This window comes from Chryseobacterium sp. JUb7, from assembly GCF_024806495.1.
Classification (GTDB): Bacteria; Bacteroidota; Bacteroidia; order Flavobacteriales; family Weeksellaceae; genus Chryseobacterium.
Genome location: NZ_JANUFF010000015.1, coordinates 94,678 through 111,023 on the forward strand (window position 1 = coordinate 94,678; position 16,346 = coordinate 111,023).

The window sequence follows — 16,346 nt, forward strand, 5'->3', positions numbered from 1 at the left end:
AAATAAAAAAAGCGCTGTAATTTATTTACAGCGCTTTTATTGAAATTTATCTTTTTCTGAAGTCGGGATTTTTATCCAATCATTATTTTTAAATTGATATGTTTGATAGGAAATATCATCATTATTTAAATTATATGTAAAGCTGACAACAACGATTTTGTTGGGTTTATTTCGGAATTGTATATAAATACTGTTAAAATTTTCACGCGAATTTTTATCTATAATTAATTTCTTATTTTTATACGGAAAGTAATAGAACTCTTCTTCATAGTGTTTTTGACCAGTATTATAAATCAACACTCCTTTTTTGCGTTTTCTTGAAAGCTCCTGAAGATTTTTGCATTCCTTAGAATAAAATTTACTGAAATTTTCGGAATATTTTTTTAAGTCATCTTCTTTCACAAGTACGAAAGAGTTAATTCCTATCAGAAAAGGAATAACATTTTTATGATATTTCTTTCTGATCAGTTTTACCGTTTCTTTATTCCAGAAAGTTGTTGCATTATAGGCTGGATTTTCATCATCCGAATGATCTACATAATCAAACGGAGATATTAAAATTACGGTGGTATTTCTACATTTAAAATGAAAAATGAGGTTTGGGCTTTTTAGTTGATTAAAATCAATATCAGAAACAATTCTTTGATTGAGATGTGTATAATTTAAACCTTTAAAATTATCAAGAATTTCTTTCTTCCTGGCCATCCGGTTTTCAGAATCAATGCTGTCCTGTATATAAAATTTGTTTTCTCTGGTCTGCCCATGCAGTTTGAAAGACAAAAATATAAGAAATATAAAAAAGTATTTTCCCATTTTAATCACTTATAAATTTTAGGAAAATCAATCGTCCATTTTCGTTCCTGTGAGTTCCAGATTAAATAGGGGCCGTCGAAACCGTCAACATATGTTAATTCATAAGATTTATCGTCCGTTGTATAAACAGGACTTACCCCCAAATCTTCCATTTTAAAACCTAGTTTTTCGAGTGTTTTCCAATCATCATTTTGAGGAAGTCTGCCCTTGTTTTTCTGATAGGTTTCAATATTCTGAATGATCTTATTTCCAAATTCGATATCAGATTTTCTGGTCACATCTATTGGCAAATTCCAGTAAATGGTGAATGAAATAATAATTAAAAGCAGAATTGATCCTATAATAATCAGAGTTTTTTTCATTTTTTATATTTTTAAAAAGGCATGATTAAAGTTCGCCCTTTGTATTTTCCTTTTTCTATAATAAACAAGACCATATAGCCACCAGCTCCGTCAGAGTTTAAGGAAGTAATATACAGTGTTTCATTCTGATTGTCAAAATAACAGGCTGTATTTTCGTTATTAATATTAAATAGATTTTCGATTTCCTTTTGAGGAATTTCAACTTTTTTATTGGCTATTGTTGCTGTAATTGATAAATAATGTGTTTGTGGAATAGTACCGTCAGTTCCCCAGATCTGCTGGCCTTTATATTGATCTTCGATCTGCTGCTTTCCGTAATGAGTGGAGGAGAAATATTTTTTGTTTTTCTTGTAATTAAAGGTATCGGAGAGGATTTCGATTTTTCTGTTTTTCAAAATGAAAACAGCTTTTTGGGCACCTGTTGTTGTTGCTGGAATTTCCTCATAGGTTGCTATGTATTTCAGTCTGGAACGATGGATGTATCCTGTTAATAATTTTCCATTTTTATCCTGATAATCTGTAATAAGCCAATCTTTGTTCTTTTCATCTTGGTCATAAACATAAACAATTTCTCCGGACTGTATTCTTCCGGTCACCTGGCTTTTTATGCCTTCTTCTTTTCTGAGGTTTACATAGCCGTCTTTGTCAATAATTTTTGCAAATTGAGCATGGATGTGATAAGATAAAAATAGAAAAAGAAATATGCTTAAAATCTTTTTCATATTATTTAGGATTTTTAAATTTTCCTATTGTATCTGTTTTGTAGTTGTACTTCATATAGCCACCTAAAACAGGTGAATAAACGGAAAATTCATCAAGCTTTGTAAAAGGAGCATACAGTTTAAAAGTACAGATATCCGTAGCAGAAATAAACGGATTGGTTTTTAAATGACTGTGTGAAGACATGGTCATTGTACTTCCATCCGGCATTGTCGTCAAAGTAAGAATTGATCTTGAATGAAATTTTTTATGAGAAATAATGTTGCCGTCTTTATCAGAAATAAAAAGATAATCGTTTCCAAAAGGGATGGTATGGGTATCAGAAGAGCCTGTAATCAAATAGTTTTTATAATTTTCATTATAAGGAATTGTAACCATGTTTAAGCTAAATCCCTGAGGTACTGTTACCTCATATTTTGGATCCGAAAGTTGAGAGATTATTTTGAATCGAACCTGTTTTAAAGCAGTTTCGGTAGGATTCATATTTCTTGGACTGAAATTTTCATTTACGGTTTTTTTTGAATTATTTTTAAATGAATATTCAGCGATAACAAGATTTTGATCTTTATCTAAGAAAACAGTTTTAACAGTGTCATTGTTTTTATAAGTAAGATAAGCGCCAAGATTTTTGTTTATTTTTTTATTTCCATTAGCCAGATCAGTAGAATGCCAGGAAGCATTTTCTAGTGAATATAATAGATTTCCTTCAGCTTTAATAGAATCTAATTTTTGTTGAATTTCAATATCAGAGTATGGGCGGTCTTGACAAAAAATGCTGATAGATGCTAAAATTAAAAATAATGAAAAAATTGGTTTCATAGTCATCATTAAGGTATAATTGGTTTTATTCTTTTAACTGAAATTATAAAAAATATTTTGTAATGTCTACATTATTTAATCATAATTTGATGAGTTGATTTTTTACTTATGTATTGCAATAAAAAGCTGATAGGTTTCAATATTCTGAATGTTCTTGTTTCCAAATTCGATATCAGATTTTCTGGTCACATCTATTGGCAATTTCAAGTAAACGGGAATGATCCTATAATCATCAGATTTTTTTTGATATTTTTTATATTGGATTTAATTTAGTCTTTGTATTAGGTTTTATTTAAAAATTTTCTTGATCACGTTTCCAATTTCCATAAAGTCATCATGATTTCCCACAGAACGTCTTTCGGAACTTGTATTGTCGAAATCTGAGAACGGATAAACCAGCAGATAATTGTTATCATTCAGTTTTCTGTTTAAAAGTTCCGGGATCAGCCGCATTTGAGGAATAAATGACTGCATTCCTTTTTTGGCCATGAAAAGAATAAGGGCTTCATCTTCTTTGAGCTCAGAAGCTGTTTTTTCGCCATCTTTCCAGCTCTTCATGATGATGAATTCGGCTTCTATATTGGCTTTTTTAATGATTCGCTGCAGAATGTCAAGAATGTTTTCCGGAGTATAAAAGACCATAGTGGCTCCCGAATTTCTCGCGATATTCCAGACTCTGAGCAGAGCATGGAAAAAACCTGCTTCTTTATGAGAATTTTCAGGAATCATCACCGCGTATTTTTTTATGGTTGAAAGAGGTTGTGCTGCATGATAAACCAATACATTCACATCATCATTCTGAAGGTACCCATTGTAAAGATTATAAACAAAAGAAGGGGAGAAGCCTTTTTCATTTTCCAATCCGATAATGAGATCGGTAATATTCTGTTCTTTAATGACATTATTTATTCCGTTCACCACGTCATTATCATATCTTTTCAATGCTTTTAATGCAACATCTGCTGAGGCAGCGGAATCAGTAGCTTTATGTAACAGTTTTTCGGCGTTTTTCACCGAAGACTCATTTTTATCTTCATTGATTACATTTAATGCTGAAAGGTTTTCTTTGTTGGAATGTGCTTTTATCAGAATTCCCAGATTCACCATTCTTTCTACCGTTTCTTCATGATTGATGGCTAAAAGGATATTTTCTTCTTCATGGTTGTTTCCTGAAACGGTATCCTCATTATCACTTTCTGCAATTTTTTGGGCACTCGACATTGAGATAAATGATGAAATGGTACATGAAATCAGGATTAGGAGAATGCTGCCATTCAGGACATGCTCGTTCAGTAATCTTACAGGTTCTCCTGTTTCGGTTTCAGAAAGAATAATGTTGTAGCCGACCATTACGGAAGCCAGTGTTGCTGCTGCAGATGCTGAACTTAATCCGAAAATCAGTTTTCCCTCTTCCTTAGAAAGCCTGAATGTTTTTTGAGTAGCCACGGCTGAAAGATATTTTCCGCCAATGGAAGCTACGAGCATAATACCTGCAACTTCCAACGTCTCCCAGCTTTTGAAAAATACAGTAAAATCAATCAGCATTCCGACGCTGATCAGAAAAAAAGGAATAAAAATGGCGTTTCCGACAAATTCTACACGATTCATCAGTGAAGAAGTATGAGGAATGAGCCTGTTTAAAGCCAATCCTGCAAAGAATGCTCCGATGATGGCTTCTACACCGGCCAGCTCAGCCAGAAGAGCCGCCAGATAAATCATCACCAATACAAAAATATACTGTGAAATTTTATCATCCACTTTCTTAAAAAACCATCGTCCGATCATCGGAAAGACTACCAGTACGATTAATGCGAAAATGATAAAGGATACGGATAATTTAACCCAAAATTCGGTTCCCACTTCTCCTTGTGACATTCCCACAATTACCGCAAGTACCAAAAGGGCAAGAATATCGGTGATCATCGTTCCACCAACTGTGATATTGACCGCCAGGTTTTTCGAAATTCCCAATTTACTAACCAATGGATAAGCGATCAGGGTATGTGATGAAAACAAGCTGGCAAACAGTACCGAAGTAAGCATTGAAAAGTGTAAAATATAATATCCTCCTAAATAGCCTAAAACAAAAGGAACTGCAAATGTGTAAATCCCGAATGTAAGGCTTTTCCATTTGTTTTTCTTAAAATCCCCCATATCGATTTCCAGACCTGCCAGAAACATGATATACAAAAGTCCGGTGGTTCCTGTAACCACAATGCTGCTGTCCCTTGCCAAAACATTAAAGCCATTGGGGCCAATTACAGCTCCGGCGATGATTAATCCCAACAGATGCGGAACTTTGATTTTATTCAGGAGAAGAGGTGCTGCCAGAATAATAATCAGTACCAGTAAAAATTTCAGTACCGGATCTTCTATAGGAAGACTCAGGTTGTGTATACTCAGCAAAATCATAAGAATGTTATTTGGTGGAACGTATTAATTCTACAGAGAATTTTGCCATACAATTGTCAACCGTAACGGTGCGTGTTCCTCTGATTTTATTGTCGGAAATATCATTAAGAAGGATATTCATTTCCACTTTTTTCTTAGCGGTGGAATCAGTTTTAAAATTCAGTTTGATTTCATTGTGCTCAAATTTTCCTGAATATAGCCTGATCAGATTGTTGTTATTGATAATTTTTGTGACCAGCTGGGTAGAATCGTTATCAAATTCCCAGGTATCTGTTCGCTGATCACCCACTACGTAATCGCTGCAAGTAGACTCTGTACAGATTACTTTGCCATTCCAGGAGCCCGAAATTTCTTCCGACCATTTCAGTATTTTTACAGAATCCTTTTTAGCAAAAACACTGTCTCTCATTTTCAGAAGAGACTGATATTCCAGTTCTTTTTTGGCGAATAATTTTTCTTTTTCCAAGAGCTGCTGCTCCCTTAGAGTAATATTTTTCTCTTTGTCCTTATGGTCGCAACTTGCTAACAGAAATAAAATAGCGAATAGAAAAGGTATTATATTTTTTTGCATATTGTAAATCTTGGTGTAAACAATATAGGAAAAAAATAAGAAAAAATAAAACTGACCGGGACGAGTGACTTTTTATAATCACCCAATTTTTTGCTTTTTAAACATTTCAGGTTTGTAATTAATAATAAATACCCCACAGATGATAAAAACGGTGGCAATAATAAATTTGGTTGAGATATTTTCATTGAGAATCAGCCAGCCCAGAAATATGGCAATGATCGTATTCACGTAAGCCATAATAGAAACCTGTACGGGCGATATTTTGGTCAGAGCATAATGAAATGCAAAAAAGGCTGCTACAGAACCGAAAACAGACAGGTAAAGCATGGCCGAAATGCTCTTTAAGGTCCAGTTTTCAAAATTATATTTTTCCGAAAATACGAAGGCAAAGATAATCTGAACTACTCCGGCGAATAAGAACTGGTAAAATAAATTCAGAGAAATATTACCGCTTTGAATATTCAGCTTCTTAGTGAAAATAGTTCCAGAAGCCCATCCTGAAATAGCACAGAAAAGGAAAATAACGCCCATTCTATATTCCGGATTTGCTAGATCTTTTAACCCATCCCAAAAAATAAAAAGTATTCCGCTGAAGCATAAAAGAACACCTATCAAAGCTCTGAAACTGAACTTCTGAATTCCAATAGCTACACTTCCCAAAAATACAAGAATAGGAGATGCCGCATTGATTAATGAAGCCAGACTGCTGGAAACCGTTTCTTCCGCCACGGTGGTCATTCCGTTTGCGATCACCAGCATTAATATGGAAAAAACAATTTGATATCCTAAGCTTTTCCAGCCAATCCACTGAAACTGTTTTCTGTAAATCAATACAGAAAGCATAATAAGTGATGCCAGAAACTGACGGATTCCCGCAACAAACCAAGCGGGAATAGTTTCTACAGCAACCCGAATGGCTAAAAATGTGGTCCCCCAAACTAAGGCAACAGTGATGACGGCAAAAAGGAGTCGGTAATCTTTCATTCAACAACGTAATTAACAAAAGTATTTAGTTTAAAACAATATGAATGGGTACAGTTTCCAAACTTATTTAGGTAACAGAACAACTTTTATGTTTTTGATCGGGTTTATCTGTTGATTTACCTTTTGGACAGATTGGCTTTAATTCTTTATCTTTGAACATCTAATAAAAATTGAAGAATGGTAGGAATTATTATGGGAAGTCAGAGTGACTTACCAATCATGGAACAGGCTGCAAATTTTTTGAAATCTTTAGACATTCCGTATGAACTGACGGTGGTTTCTGCCCACAGAACACCGGAGAGAATGTTTGATTATGCAAAAACAGCTCAGGAAAGAGGTTTGAAAGTAATTGTTGCCGGAGCAGGGGGTGCGGCACATCTTCCGGGAATGGTGGCAAGCTGTACCACGTTACCGGTTATTGGAGTTCCGATATTATCCAGCAATTCTATAGATGGCTGGGATTCTGTGCTGTCTATTCTTCAGATGCCGGGTGGAATTCCTGTGGCAACAGTAGCTCTAAACGGAGCTTTGAATGCCGGAATTTTAGCAGCAAAAATAATTGGTACCGGTGATGCTCAGGTGGCAGATCAGCTTCAAAAATATCAGGATGCTCTTAAAGATAAAGTTTTGGGAACAGTAGATGATATCAAAGCTAAGCATCCTAATCAATATGATCAGTAATTAATTTTGTACCCATCATAAAACGCTCGCCCCGCAATTTTGCGGGGCGAGCGTTTTATTGTTTAATGAATTTGAGCGTATGATTTTGTTGTTTAGAAGATACCTGCAGAATATAGTTTCCTTTGGATAACGAACTGATATTTATTTTATCATCGGTTACATTATTCTGAAGAACAATTCTTCCACTCCTATCAAAAATTTTATAATTATTTAAACCCTTCGGATTTTTAATATAAATAAAGTCTGTAGCAGGATTTGGGTAAATGCTGATCATATCTTTCTTTGAAGTTTCGGCGGCGGCAAGAAATGAATTACATTCTTCATCAAGTACATCCCCCGAAATAGTCCAGCCTTTATTATTAATTAAATGATTCCTCGCAGCGACCACCAGGGAGTGAGAGTACTTTAATGGATATGCATTGGCAAGATTAATATTATCGGGTGTTGTAGGGTTTGCTGCCCAGGCGTACAGGGTATTGTCATAATTCTGGCAGCTCATTCCGGAAATAAGAAACATGTCTTTAGCAATCGTTAGAGAAGATAGATTCCATGATCCTAAATTCTGATTGAAACTATGAGCGTCATGAAACATTTCTTCCATATTGGTTACTTTTGAAGTATTCCAGCTTCTTATATCCTGATTAAAGGCAAAGGCACCATGGAATGAATGTTCCATCGTTGTTACATTCGAAGTGTTCCAATTATTAAGAGGCTGATTAAAAGTAATTGCATAATCAAATAAACCATACATATCAGTAACATTAGAGACATCCCAGTTTCCAATTGGCTGATTGAAGCTTACCGCATTGGCAAACATATTGGTCATGATGGTAATATTTGAGGTATTCCAATTATTAAAACTTGGATTTCCGACTAATGAAGAACAAATGTAGAACATCTCATTGGTAGAAGTCACTAAACTTAGATTCGGGATATCTGTTGCTGTAACATTTAGATTATCACATAAAACAAAAGCCTGTTCAAAACTTGTCCACTGTATATTTCCCCATTGCGTAACTTCTAATAACTTTAAACGATCAGTCCAATTATATAGAGGTACTAAAGTAGGATCATAAGATCTGAACTGATTGAAATTACCATCTCTGTTACTTACTTTCACCCGATAAGTAGCTTCGGCAGGAACCGGATTCAGAGATGCTCCAAAAGTGATCGTAAACTCGGTGGTTGAGGTAACATTCTCCATGTTACCGTTGTGTTGCGGATATCCTATTTCTTCCCAGGATACCTGAAAATTGACACCCCTTCCCGGAAATTTGATTTGTTGTGAAGATCCGGGCTTCCAGATGGTGATAAATTCATTTTGAGCGTTCATAACTGAGCATAGAAATGCCAGTAAAAAGATGGTTAATAGTTTTTTAATCATATTTCAATATTTGGTGATATGGATTTTGTAAAAATAATAAAATTCTGCACAATTGTAGAGAATTTATTAATGAAATTGAAATATTGTAATGAATATAACTTTTTTCAGAAGCTTTTAGAAATAAAAAACTCTCCGAAAATAGGAGAGTGGTGTTTTATTCCTGAAGCATATTGTCTCTGGTGTTTTTCTGTACTGAAATGGCTCCGAAAAGCGCCAGTAAGAAAGCAAATGCATAAAATCCTTTTTCACTGGGAAGAATAGTAGCATTCCAAAGTCCTATTGCCAGTAATACTATAGAAGACAGTGTTGCAAACCAGCAGATTCCATAGTAAATATCCGTTACCGGAATATTTTCTAATTTGTCACGGACAGCTTTCTGCAGAGAAACTACTGCAAATAAGCCATATAATAAGATTGTGAAATAATATCCTTTCTCATTAAGCAGCATTTCTGCTCTTGCCAATCCTACAATAAACCCGATCATTCCTGCTCCCAATGCAATCCAGGATGCCGCTACGAATGCATTCGATACCTTTTGTTTCTTCATTCAATTTATGTTTTAATTTAACTTTTCAAATGTATTAATTATTTATGAAATTAAATATAGGGGAAAATACGGTAATCATAATTGAATATGAAATAGTATCACTTAGAAAAAGATTTAAAATCAAAAACTCTCCAAAATATGAGAGCTGACTTTATATATTTATTGAGTAATATATTCGTAATTGTATTTCACATAATTATTCCCATAAGAATCTTTTCCAATCACCTGAGTTGGCAGTTGTGAATTGTTGTACTGAATTTCGTAAGTAATGTTTTGATTCTGAATCCAGTTTCCTGTATTATCTCTGAAACTGATTTTATCTAAAGTATAATTATTTTGGCTCAAGATATATGCTCCTCCCAATGCTGATCTAAAATACTTATTGAGAAGAGAATAAGGATTTTTTTTACTGTCATATGAATACTCTCTTTTAGTAGGTACAGATACTCCTCCTGCTATAGAAGTTTCAATAGAAATATTATCTCCATTATAAGTATATGAAGTTGTACTAATATCGGAACAATTTGGAGATTGACATTGGGTAATACTAGAAAGCTTGTTGTTGTTATAATTATACGTTGTTTTTAAGTTATAATTAGAGTTTGTATAAATCATGTTAGTCGTTGTAAGCTCTTCTCCATTATAGGAATAAAGAATATAGTGATCTAATGTGCCATCTGCTTTGTAATAATTAGTTTTTGTTGGCTTTCCTGCTGTATCATATTCTAAAATTGATGTTATTCCCCCTGAATACATTTTGGTTAATTGTCTTTGACTGTTATAATCCAATGTTGTGACACTAGTCTGAGGATTTGTAGGATTGTCATAGTATACAGTTGTAATTTTACTTAATAAAACTTGAGTTTCATTCGGGTTATTACCATTGTCATTCTCATCATTACTACTGCATCCTGTAAAGAATACAATTGAGCTTATTAGGCTCAGAAAGAAATATTTTTTCATTTGATTATTATTTTTCGTTCTCAAAAATATAAAAATACCTAGCAATTTTAAACTTATTAAAACAAAAAAACTCCCCAAAAATTGGAGAGTTTATGTTATGCTGAGATCCTTCGACAAGCTCAGGATGACAATTTTTAGTATCTGTAATACTCAGGTTTGAATGGACCTTTCACGTCAACACCGATGTATTCAGCTTGCTCAGTTGAAAGAACTTCGAGCTCAACGCTTAATTTCTTAAGGTGAAGAGCAGCAACTTTTTCATCCAAATGCTTAGGCAACATATACACTTCGTTTCCGTAAGCTGCAGAGTTGTTCCAAAGCTCGATTTGAGCCAAAGTCTGGTTAGAGAAAGAGTTCGACATTACGAAAGATGGGTGACCTGTAGCACAACCAAGGTTTACCAATCTACCTTCAGCAAGAATGATAACTTCTTTACCTTCTTCCAGTGTATAGATATCTACTTGAGGCTTCACTTCAGATTTTGTGTGACCATAGTTTTCGTTTAACCAAGCCATATCGATTTCGTTATCGAAGTGTCCGATGTTACAAACGATCGCTTTATCTTTTAATTTTAAGAAATGTTCTTTTCTTACAATGTTGAAGTTACCCGTAGTCGTGATTACGATATCTGCGTTATCAACTACAGTATCTAATCTTTTTACTTCATAACCGTCCATTGCAGCCTGTAAAGCACAGATTGGATCGATTTCAGTTACAGTAACGATAGAACCTGCTCCTCTGAAAGATGCAGCAGTACCTTTACCAACGTCTCCGTATCCGCAAACTACCACTCTTTTTCCAGCCAACATTACATCTGTAGCTCTTCTTACAGCATCTACTGCAGATTCTTTACATCCGTATTTGTTATCGAATTTAGATTTAGTAACTGAATCGTTTACGTTGATAGCAGGCATTACCAAAGTTCCGTTCTTCATTCTTTCGTACAGTCTGTGAACACCAGTTGTCGTTTCTTCAGAAAGCCCTTTGATATCTTTTGTGAATTCAGGATATTTATCGAAAACCATATTCGTTAAATCTCCACCATCATCCAAAATCATGTTTAATGGTTTTCTGTCTTCACCGAAGAATAAAGTCTGCTCAATACACCAGTCAAATTCTTCTTCATTTAAGCCTTTCCAAGCGTAAACCGGAATTCCTGCAGCAGCAATAGCAGCAGCAGCATGATCTTGTGTAGAGAAAATATTACAAGAAGACCAGGTAACTTCAGCTCCTAAAGCTACCAGCGTCTCGATAAGCACAGCTGTTTGGATCGTCATGTGAAGACATCCTGCGATTCTTGCTCCTTTAAGTGGTTGAGATGGTCCGTATTCTTCACGGATAGACATCAAACCAGGCATTTCTGCTTCGGCAAGGGTAATTTCTTTTCTTCCCCATTCTGCAAGGGATATGTCCTTCACTTTGTAAGGAACGTATTGTGTTGTAGTACTCATATGTAAATGAATAAGGTTTTAATTCAATTGATAACGAAATGCAAAATTACAATTAATAATTTAGATAGAAAAATGACATTTTTGGATTTTGGTTTGGTTGGAAGATGGAGGCTTGAAGATGGAAGAAGTAAGTTTTTAAAGTCATAAGAATTGTATTTTTTGTTTTACCATTTAGAGTTTACTTAATTTTTTTGAAGCTATTTCCCGCTTGGAATTTATGCTGAGCTTGTCGAAGTACTATATCTTTTGTTCCGTTTCACTACACAAAAGGATGTCGTTGCAATCGAGGCTAGGGGTGGCAGTTTTTCATTTCAACATTTGAAAAATAATTAATTAAGATCAAATAAAAGATTTAGATAGAGTTTAAATTATTTAGCGAACATCAACTTCCCTCTTCAAACCTCCGACTTCCAACTATTTTAAGAATATTTTATACAGGAAATTATTTTTCTTTATTCTAAATAAACTATTTTTGCATAAATAAATCTTTTATTATGAATCATACAAATACACAGGAAGACGCACAAAGACAAGCAAAACCTCTTACTCCAAAAGTAAAAGAATTAATTGCTAACACAAAAAGTGTAATTTTGGCTACTGTAGATGCTGAAGGGACGCCTAATTCAAGTTATGCTCCTTTTGTTGAAGTTGACAACACTTTTTATATCTTGGTGTCTTTCATGGCAAAACATACTAAAAACCTTGCTGACGGAAGAAAAACTTCAGTAATGTTTATTGAAGATGAGTCGGCAACTAAGCAAATTTATGCTCGTGAGAGATTAACGATCGAGGCATCTACTTCTCAGGTTGAAAGAGATTCTGAAATCTGGAATTCTGTTGTTGCTAAACTAAAAGAAACTCACGGAAAAGTAGTAGATGTTATTGCTGAAATGAAAGATTTTATCTTAATCGGTCTTCACCCTACGAAAGGTTCTTATGTAAACGGATTTGGAAGTGCTTATTTTGTAGATCAGAATCTAGAAATTATGGAGCACAGAAATGATGTGAATCATCAGTCGAAATAGTTTGCTGGAAGCTGGATGAAGGAAGTGGGAGGTTTTACTACTAACTGTTTTTTAGATTTTTAGCTTTTAAAATAATATAGAATTCACTTGAGTCTTTGGACTTGAGTGAATTTTTTTGTTTAAATCTTAAACAACTTATCTTTCGAGATAAAATTCTATTTCTATTGACACACCGTCACTTCGAGTAGATTTTGAAAAAAATCGTATCGAGAAGTTGCTAAAAGTACAGGTTCTCGGTACAAAATTATTTTCCACTTCATTACAAATAATTTCTACTCGAACTGACGAATATTTTATTTCAAAGAGAAGAAAAAGATAAAACAGTTAGTAGTAAAACTTCCATCATCAAACTCCCAGCTTCCCACCAAAAAATTTTTCACTAATTTTGTCCAATAAACAAACCCATGCCTCTTTACCGCGATTTTTCAGATGATACTGCCACAATTCTTGTATGGAAATACGATGAAACTGAAGATTTGGATATTCATCAGCTTTTAGAGCCCGAAAATGCGGAGAAAGTAAAAGATTATCATCCTAAGAAATTATTAGAGGTTTTAATGGTTCGCAAACTGTTGAAAGGCTTGAAACCACACTCGAAAATACTATATAAGGACAGAGAGCCATTTTTGTCACCTAAAGATGCGGAAATTTCCATTACCCATTCTTTTCCTTTTGCGGCGATTGCAATCTCAAAAAATAAAATAGGGATTGATATTGAAAAATTTAATCCTAAAATTTTAAGAGTTATTGACAAATTCACGTATGAAAATGAAAGAGGTTTTATTCCTTTTGATAATGAAGTGACTTTTTATACAATCATTTGGAGTGTAAAGGAAAGCATGTATAAAATCCATCATTCCAAACATTGGTCACTGAAAAAACATTACGATGTAAGACCTTTTGAACTGAAACATCTTCATCATATCAAATGCAGAGTTTATGATGATCAGATATCTGATGAACTAAAGGCGAGAGTAGAGTTTTTTGATGACTATTGTTTTACGATTGTTGAAGAGTAGATGTTTCAATCGTTTCAATACTTTTGGATTCGTTTTTATATTTCTCAATCACTTTTCGCTGCTCTTTGGCCACATCATAAATGAGTTCTAGAACATCATGAATGTTTTTAAGCTCCGTTAAATGAGATATTTTTTCAGGATCTCTTAAATCGTAGCCTTCATTTTCAATCAGTTCGGTTTTTCTTTTTAAAATCAAATCTTCAAGTGATGAATCTTCAGGCTCAATACGGCTTTCCATTTTTAGGGCTTCACTGATTTTATCGCCGTTCAAGAGGTTAGAAACCTGCTGCATTTCAGCCTCAATTTTTTTACTCCAGCCTTCGGCATCTATTTCAGGATATTTTTCATTATCCTTTACATATTGTGAAAGGGAAGCTGTGTAAGCGGTAATCAGGTGAGAGGTGGCCACAAACTGATGCACTACCTCCAGTTTTTTCTGCTGGTTTTTCGGTTCGGAAATCATTCGCTGGAAGTTATCGGAAAGATTGGCCAGCGAGATAATGGCATTTTTACGTTTTACTTTATAATCTTCGATATCATAATTTTCGTCCAGGAATTTAGAAATGACGCTTTGGAAATAAATTAAATTACATTCTGCAGATTTTCTCATTAAATCGAGATTCTGGGTATGCTCCCATACCGGAAGAACGATATAGGCGACCAAAGAAGTAATTAAACCTGCAACAATTGTATCTACAATTCTGTCTCTGAAAATAATATCCACTTTTCCGGGACTTAAAAAATTAAAGCTCAGAAATACATAAATCGTCATGAATAAAACAGCCCAGAAATATCTTCCTTTTAAAAAGCTGAAACACATAACCATGCTTAAAAGCAAAATGGTAAATAATACTCCGTTGATATGAATGAAATGTAAAATTCCATAAGCAATTACGGCGCCGACAATCGTTCCGTAGAGTCGGAGAAGGTTTCTTTTTTTGGTGATAGAGTAGGCCGGCTTTAAGATCGCAACGGTCGTGATCAAAATCCAGTAGGTATGTCCAATGCCCATAAACTGAAACAAAGAAAATGAATACCCTATCAGTAAAGCAATCGTAATTCTCAGTGCATGACGAAAGTGAGAGGAGGAGAAAGAGATGTTATTCCTTAATACTTTGAAGTTCAGTTTCTCTTCATTCGGCATGAATTTCTTTAAATCCAATCCTGTGGAAAGACTTTTTGCCAGTTTTACGTTCTGTGAAAAGACTTTGTAAATCTCATTGATTTCTTTTGTAATTTCATTAATGCGCATTAAAATCTGACGCAGAATCATGAAATTTTCAAAATTATCCGGAGATATTTTTTTGTTTCTAAGATCAAAGTAATGGTGATTTAAACTTTTCAGCTCAACATCAAGATTAAACATAGGTTTGGCTCTCGTTCCGATCTGAAGCGAGATTCCTATGTTGGTCATCTCTTCAGCCAGTAGATTCAGATAATCGTGGATATTGACCAGAATCATAGTGTCCTCAAAACTTTTCTGAAGCTTTTCGTAATCACTTTCAGAGGTCATCAGTTTTTCATGGAGATCCATTGAGTTCAGTAACATCAACATCAGTAAGCGACTGGTAGTGGTTGATTCATTAACGATAACCCTGGTTTTGAAAACCGTTTCTCTTGTTTCTTCCTGTAGATTTTTTATTTCGATCTGTTTGGCAATTACCTGCGTCGTCAGCTTGTTGAAATCCGGATTTTTTTCATAATAATTGGCTTTGATTTTTAAAAACTCGGCCAACTGAAGGTAATTCTCACCAATCATCTGACTTGCCAGTTTGTAAGGCTGAATAGTGGTAACAATTAAAAATATCAGTAAGAACCAGGTACATCCTGAAGCGAAGATCAGTAAGCTTTTAAAAATATTAGCTCCCGTTAAATGTCCGTCTATAAAGATGGCCATAACGACTAAAGACAGTGAACCTACTGCTGCCAATCTTTGTCCATACACTCCGATCAATGAAAAAAACATTCCGAAAATAATGATTTCTGCAAAAACTAAAATCTTCACATGCATGACCATACTGGCGATGAGCGCAACAAAGACGAAACAGAAAATAGCAAAGGTAAGTGCATTTCTTCTTCGGATAAATGGTCCGGGCTGATCAGTAAGTGCTACAAAGCTGGTTCCCAGAGGAAAAAGGAAATATTCTTTTAAAATTCCGAAATGGGCAAGAACTAAACAAGGCAGAACAGTAGCCAATGTAATCCTGATGGCAGAATATACATATTGGCTGGTTACGAATTTTTTGAGTTCCGCGGAATAGTTCATGCTACAAAAATACTTATAGAAAATAAAAAAAGCCTTATAAAAATAAGACTTTTGTGAACATATCTTTTATAATTGAAGTTTATTTTAATGTGAATTGTGAATACTTATTATGAATTGTCAATTTTGATGAGCTGGCCAATAGGGATCTTAATGCATCAGTTTCGTAAGCGTGATTTGGGTAATAGATTTTGTGTGTTAATATTTCAGGGTTTCGGGGGGGGGGGGCGGCCCCCCACAAAAAAAAAAAAAAAAAAAAAAAAAAAAAAAAAAAAAATTTTTTTTTTTTTTTTAAAAATTATTTTTTTTTAATAAATTATATATGATTTTTT

15 protein-coding genes are annotated in these 16,346 nt (G+C 34.3%); 3 read left to right on the forward strand and 12 right to left on the reverse strand.

All coding sequences use genetic code 11. The features are described from left to right. Nucleotides 1–36: 36 nt before the first annotated feature. From M2373_RS20450 to M2373_RS20480, 7 genes are all read right to left on the reverse strand, one after another. On the reverse strand, nucleotides 37–813 hold the full coding sequence (locus tag M2373_RS20450; protein ID WP_259113118.1) for a hypothetical protein: 777 nt from the start codon (nucleotides 811–813) through the stop codon (nucleotides 37–39). Between the two features lie 5 nt (nucleotides 814–818). After that, on the reverse strand, nucleotides 819–1,175 hold the full coding sequence (locus M2373_RS20455) for a hypothetical protein (protein ID WP_259113119.1): 357 nt from the start codon (nucleotides 1,173–1,175) through the stop codon (nucleotides 819–821). A gap of 11 nt (nucleotides 1,176–1,186) precedes the next feature. Further along, nucleotides 1,187–1,897, reverse strand: a complete 711-nt coding sequence (locus tag M2373_RS20460) for an SH3 domain-containing protein (protein WP_259113120.1) — start codon at nucleotides 1,895–1,897, stop codon at nucleotides 1,187–1,189. A gap of 1 nt (nucleotide 1,898) precedes the next feature. Continuing rightward, nucleotides 1,899–2,714, reverse strand: a complete 816-nt coding sequence (locus tag M2373_RS20465; RefSeq protein ID WP_259113121.1) for a hypothetical protein — start codon at nucleotides 2,712–2,714, stop codon at nucleotides 1,899–1,901. Between the two features lie 288 nt (nucleotides 2,715–3,002). Then, nucleotides 3,003–5,126 carry a cation:proton antiporter gene (locus M2373_RS20470; protein ID WP_259113122.1) on the reverse strand — a complete coding sequence of 708 codons (2,124 nt, stop codon included), beginning with the start codon at nucleotides 5,124–5,126 and terminating at the stop codon, nucleotides 3,003–3,005. A 7-nt stretch (nucleotides 5,127–5,133) separates the two neighbouring features. Further along, the gene (locus tag M2373_RS20475; RefSeq protein WP_259113123.1) at nucleotides 5,134–5,697 is read right to left on the reverse strand and encodes a hypothetical protein; all 564 of its coding nucleotides are present in this window, start codon (nucleotides 5,695–5,697) and stop codon (nucleotides 5,134–5,136) included. Nucleotides 5,698–5,775: 78 nt separating this feature from the next. Continuing rightward, nucleotides 5,776–6,681 carry a DMT family transporter gene (locus tag M2373_RS20480; RefSeq protein ID WP_259113124.1) on the reverse strand — a complete coding sequence of 302 codons (906 nt, stop codon included), beginning with the start codon at nucleotides 6,679–6,681 and terminating at the stop codon, nucleotides 5,776–5,778. A gap of 177 nt (nucleotides 6,682–6,858) precedes the next feature. On the opposite strand from M2373_RS20480, the gene purE reads away from it, so the two are divergent. Continuing rightward, on the forward strand, nucleotides 6,859–7,362 hold the full coding sequence (purE, locus tag M2373_RS20485; protein ID WP_259113125.1) for a 5-(carboxyamino)imidazole ribonucleotide mutase: 504 nt from the start codon (nucleotides 6,859–6,861) through the stop codon (nucleotides 7,360–7,362). A 55-nt stretch (nucleotides 7,363–7,417) separates the two neighbouring features. Here the strand turns inward: purE and M2373_RS20490 are convergent, their stop codons facing one another. From M2373_RS20490 to ahcY, 4 genes are all read right to left on the reverse strand, one after another. Further along, complete coding sequence (locus tag M2373_RS20490) at nucleotides 7,418–8,746, reverse strand: BspA family leucine-rich repeat surface protein (RefSeq protein ID WP_259113126.1); 1,329 nt, start codon at nucleotides 8,744–8,746, stop codon at nucleotides 7,418–7,420. 154 nt (nucleotides 8,747–8,900) lie between these two features. Next, the gene (gene yiaA / locus M2373_RS20495) at nucleotides 8,901–9,293 is read right to left on the reverse strand and encodes an inner membrane protein YiaA (protein WP_259113127.1); all 393 of its coding nucleotides are present in this window, start codon (nucleotides 9,291–9,293) and stop codon (nucleotides 8,901–8,903) included. A gap of 159 nt (nucleotides 9,294–9,452) precedes the next feature. After that, on the reverse strand, nucleotides 9,453–10,256 hold the full coding sequence (locus M2373_RS20500; protein ID WP_259113128.1) for a hypothetical protein: 804 nt from the start codon (nucleotides 10,254–10,256) through the stop codon (nucleotides 9,453–9,455). A 134-nt stretch (nucleotides 10,257–10,390) separates the two neighbouring features. After that, on the reverse strand, nucleotides 10,391–11,707 hold the full coding sequence (ahcY, locus tag M2373_RS20505; RefSeq protein ID WP_259113129.1) for an adenosylhomocysteinase: 1,317 nt from the start codon (nucleotides 11,705–11,707) through the stop codon (nucleotides 10,391–10,393). Nucleotides 11,708–12,201: 494 nt separating this feature from the next. Between ahcY and M2373_RS20510 the strand changes: the two genes are divergently transcribed. Together M2373_RS20510 and M2373_RS20515 are read left to right on the forward strand one after the other, a co-directional pair. Next, nucleotides 12,202–12,732 carry a HugZ family protein gene (locus tag M2373_RS20510; RefSeq protein ID WP_259113130.1) on the forward strand — a complete coding sequence of 177 codons (531 nt, stop codon included), beginning with the start codon at nucleotides 12,202–12,204 and terminating at the stop codon, nucleotides 12,730–12,732. 404 nt (nucleotides 12,733–13,136) lie between these two features. After that, on the forward strand, nucleotides 13,137–13,751 hold the full coding sequence (locus tag M2373_RS20515) for a 4'-phosphopantetheinyl transferase superfamily protein (protein WP_259113131.1): 615 nt from the start codon (nucleotides 13,137–13,139) through the stop codon (nucleotides 13,749–13,751). Here M2373_RS20515 and M2373_RS20520 read toward each other — a convergent pair. Then, nucleotides 13,732–16,017, reverse strand: a complete 2,286-nt coding sequence (locus M2373_RS20520) for an FUSC family membrane protein (protein WP_259113132.1) — start codon at nucleotides 16,015–16,017, stop codon at nucleotides 13,732–13,734. The genes M2373_RS20515 and M2373_RS20520 overlap by 20 nt on opposite strands. Between the last annotated feature and the right edge of the window lie 329 nt (nucleotides 16,018–16,346).

Excerpts from the sequence above, each read along its gene's own strand:
- M2373_RS20450 (WP_259113118.1), bottom strand. The coding sequence starts at position 813 with ATGGGAAAATACTTTTTTATATTTCTTATATTTTTGTCTTTCAAACTG.
- M2373_RS20455 (WP_259113119.1), bottom strand. The coding sequence starts at position 1,175 with ATGAAAAAAACTCTGATTATTATAGGATCAATTCTGCTTTTAATTATT.
- M2373_RS20460 (WP_259113120.1), bottom strand. The coding sequence starts at position 1,897 with ATGAAAAAGATTTTAAGCATATTTCTTTTTCTATTTTTATCTTATCAC.
- M2373_RS20465 (WP_259113121.1), bottom strand. The coding sequence starts at position 2,714 with ATGAAACCAATTTTTTCATTATTTTTAATTTTAGCATCTATCAGCATT.
- M2373_RS20470 (WP_259113122.1), bottom strand. The coding sequence starts at position 5,126 with ATGATTTTGCTGAGTATACACAACCTGAGTCTTCCTATAGAAGATCCG.
- M2373_RS20475 (WP_259113123.1), bottom strand. The coding sequence starts at position 5,697 with ATGCAAAAAAATATAATACCTTTTCTATTCGCTATTTTATTTCTGTTA.
- M2373_RS20480 (WP_259113124.1), bottom strand. The coding sequence starts at position 6,681 with ATGAAAGATTACCGACTCCTTTTTGCCGTCATCACTGTTGCCTTAGTT.
- purE (WP_259113125.1), top strand. The coding sequence starts at position 6,859 with ATGGTAGGAATTATTATGGGAAGTCAGAGTGACTTACCAATCATGGAA.
- M2373_RS20490 (WP_259113126.1), bottom strand. The coding sequence starts at position 8,746 with ATGATTAAAAAACTATTAACCATCTTTTTACTGGCATTTCTATGCTCA.
- yiaA (WP_259113127.1), bottom strand. The coding sequence starts at position 9,293 with ATGAAGAAACAAAAGGTATCGAATGCATTCGTAGCGGCATCCTGGATT.
- M2373_RS20500 (WP_259113128.1), bottom strand. The coding sequence starts at position 10,256 with ATGAAAAAATATTTCTTTCTGAGCCTAATAAGCTCAATTGTATTCTTT.
- ahcY (WP_259113129.1), bottom strand. The coding sequence starts at position 11,707 with ATGAGTACTACAACACAATACGTTCCTTACAAAGTGAAGGACATATCC.
- M2373_RS20510 (WP_259113130.1), top strand. The coding sequence starts at position 12,202 with ATGAATCATACAAATACACAGGAAGACGCACAAAGACAAGCAAAACCT.
- M2373_RS20515 (WP_259113131.1), top strand. The coding sequence starts at position 13,137 with ATGCCTCTTTACCGCGATTTTTCAGATGATACTGCCACAATTCTTGTA.
- M2373_RS20520 (WP_259113132.1), bottom strand. The coding sequence starts at position 16,017 with ATGAACTATTCCGCGGAACTCAAAAAATTCGTAACCAGCCAATATGTA.